At 72.5% G+C, this 2,456-nt stretch carries 2 protein-coding genes; both read left to right on the forward strand.

Translation table 11 applies throughout. The features are described from left to right. Nucleotides 1–1,324, forward strand: a 1,324-nt coding sequence (locus DPV74_RS40770; RefSeq protein ID WP_240440116.1) for a D-arabinono-1,4-lactone oxidase, incomplete at its 5' end; no start/stop codon positions are given. Continuing rightward, nucleotides 1,321–2,456 (forward strand): MFS transporter (locus tag DPV74_RS40775; RefSeq protein ID WP_162923317.1); only part of this gene is annotated, 1,136 nt, incomplete at its 3' end. The genes DPV74_RS40770 and DPV74_RS40775, both read left to right, overlap by 4 nt.

The following is a 2,456-nucleotide window of genomic DNA, read 5'->3' on the forward strand; positions in this document are numbered from 1 at the left end:
CGACGCGGCGGCAGCCGGCGCCACCGTGCGCGCGGCCGGCGCCGGGCACTCGTTCTCGCCGCTCGTGCAGACCGACGACGTGATCCTGTCGCTCGACGCGATGCAGGGCGTGATCGACGTCGACCGCGACCGGCGCGTCGCGCGCGTACATGCCGGCACGCGGCTGTGGGCGCTGGGCCCGGCGCTCGCCGCGCACGGCCTCGCGATGGAGAACCTCGGCGACATCAACGTGCAGTCGATCGCCGGCGCGACCAGCACCGGCACGCACGGCACCGGCATCACGCTCGGCAACCTGGCGACGCAGATCGACAGCCTGACCTTCATGTGCGCGGACGGCAGCGAGATTCGCGCGAGCGCCGACACGCATCCCGAACTGTTCGCCGGCGGCCGGATCGGGCTCGGCGCGCTCGGCGTGCTGACCGAGATCGGCCTGCGCCTCGTGCCCGCGTTCAAGCTGCGCCTCGAGCGCGGCGGCATGCGGCTCGACGATTGCCTCGCTCAGGCGGACACGCTGATCGCCAAGCATCGCTCGTTCGAGTTCTACTGGTTCCCGCACACGGACACCGTGCTGACCAAGGCGTGGGACATGACCGACGAGCCGGCCGACGCAGTGCACTGGGCGAGCCGCGCGTCCGAGTCGTTCCTCGAGAACACGGTGTTCGGCGCGCTGTGCGGGCTCGGCCGGCGCGTGCCGGCGCTGTGCCCGGCGCTGAGCCGGCTGTGCGCATCGACCGTGTCGGCCGGCCGGCACGTGGATGCGAGCTACGCGATGCTGTCGACGGTGCGCCGCGTGCGCTTCAACGAAATGGAGTGGTCGGTGCCGGCCGACCGCGGCGCCGACGCGCTGCGCGAAATCCGCGCATTCATCGCGCGCCGCAGCTTCCCGCTGATGTTCCCGCTCGAATACCGCTGGGTGCGCGGCGACGACATCTGGCTGAGCCCCGACTACGGGCGCGACAGCGTACGCATCTCGGCGCACCAGTATCGCGGGATGCCGTTCGACGCGTATTTCTCGGGCGTGCAGGCCATCTGCCGCAATCACGGCGGGCGGCCGCACTGGGGCAAGGTGCACGCGATGAAGGCCGCCGAGCTGGCGGCGTGCTACCCGCACTGGGACGATTTCCTCGCGCTGCGTGAGCGGATGGACCCGCACGGCCGCTTCCTGACGCCGTACCTGCGTACGCTGTTCGGCCTGCCGCAAAGCGCAGGCGCAAACGCAAGCGCCACCGCTCGCGCCACGCCGGCCCACCGGGGGACACACCCGATGCACGAAACGGCCGGCGCCGCGCAAGATCGGCCGCGATCCAGCCAGGAGGCCTCATGAGCACAGCCACGCTGCACGCGGCCGCGCCGTCGCGTCCCGATCCGTCGACCGGCGCCGTCGTCCGCCTTGCGCTCGCGTTCGCGGCCGCCACCAACGGCCTGATCCTGTCGCCGTTCCTCGTCGCGGCGGTGATGACGCGCTTCCGGCTCGACGAAGGCACCGCGACCGCGCTCGTCAGCGCCGAGATCCTCGGCATCGCGATCAGTTGCGCGCTGCTGTCGCACCGGATCGCGCGCGCCGCGCGGCCGTTCACGCTGGCCGGCCTGATCGGCACGATCGCCGGCCAGGCCCTCGGCGCGGTCGCGCCCGGCATCGTGTCGGCGGCGCTCGCACGCGGGATGACGGGGCTGTTCGAGGGGATGCTGTTCGTCGTCGTCGCGTCCGGCGTGTCGCAACGCGCATCGACCGACCGCCTGTGGGGGCAAATCAACCTGCTCGCGGGCGTCGTCAACGGCGGCATCCTCGTGCTGATCTCCGCGCTGCCGGCCGCGTGGCTCGGGCGCTGGGTGTTCGCGCTGCTGGCCGCCGTCGTCGCCGTGCTGGCGCCCGCGATCCGCGGCATCGACGCGTTCGCGAGCGCGCCCGCGCAGGCCCGCTTGCGCGCCGGCACGCTGCCGTGGCGGCCGGTGATCGCGATCTGGGTCGTGACGGCGCTCGTCTACGGCGTGCAGGCGTCGCAATGGGCGATCGCCGGCTTCGTCGGCGAGCGTGCCGGGTTGTCGCCCACGACGATCGGCGTGCTGCTGTCGGTGTCGTCCCTGCTCGGCTTCGTCGGCGCGGCGATTCCGTCGCATCCGGCCAGCCACCGGCACCGCCTCGCGCTGATCTGGGCCGCGCAGCTCGCGATGATCGCGTCGATCGAATGGTTCTTCGGCGCGCGCGGCGGCAGCGCGTACTTCCTGAGCCAGTTCGTGCTGAACAGTGCGTTCTTCGTGATCGTGCCGTTCCTCACCGGCATGCTGTCCGACGTCGACCCGGACGGCTCGCTCGTCGCGCGCACGCTCGTCATCACGTTCTTCGCGGCCGGCATCGGCACCGCGCTGTCGGGCGCGCTGCTCGGCCGCTTCGGCGGCACGCGCGTCGCCCACGTGCTGTGCGTGGCCGTGCTGGCCGCCGCCCCGTTCGTGCGGCT

The organism is Burkholderia sp. HAN2018 (genome assembly GCF_024704855.1).
Classification (GTDB): domain Bacteria; phylum Pseudomonadota; class Gammaproteobacteria; order Burkholderiales; family Burkholderiaceae; genus Burkholderia; species Burkholderia cepacia.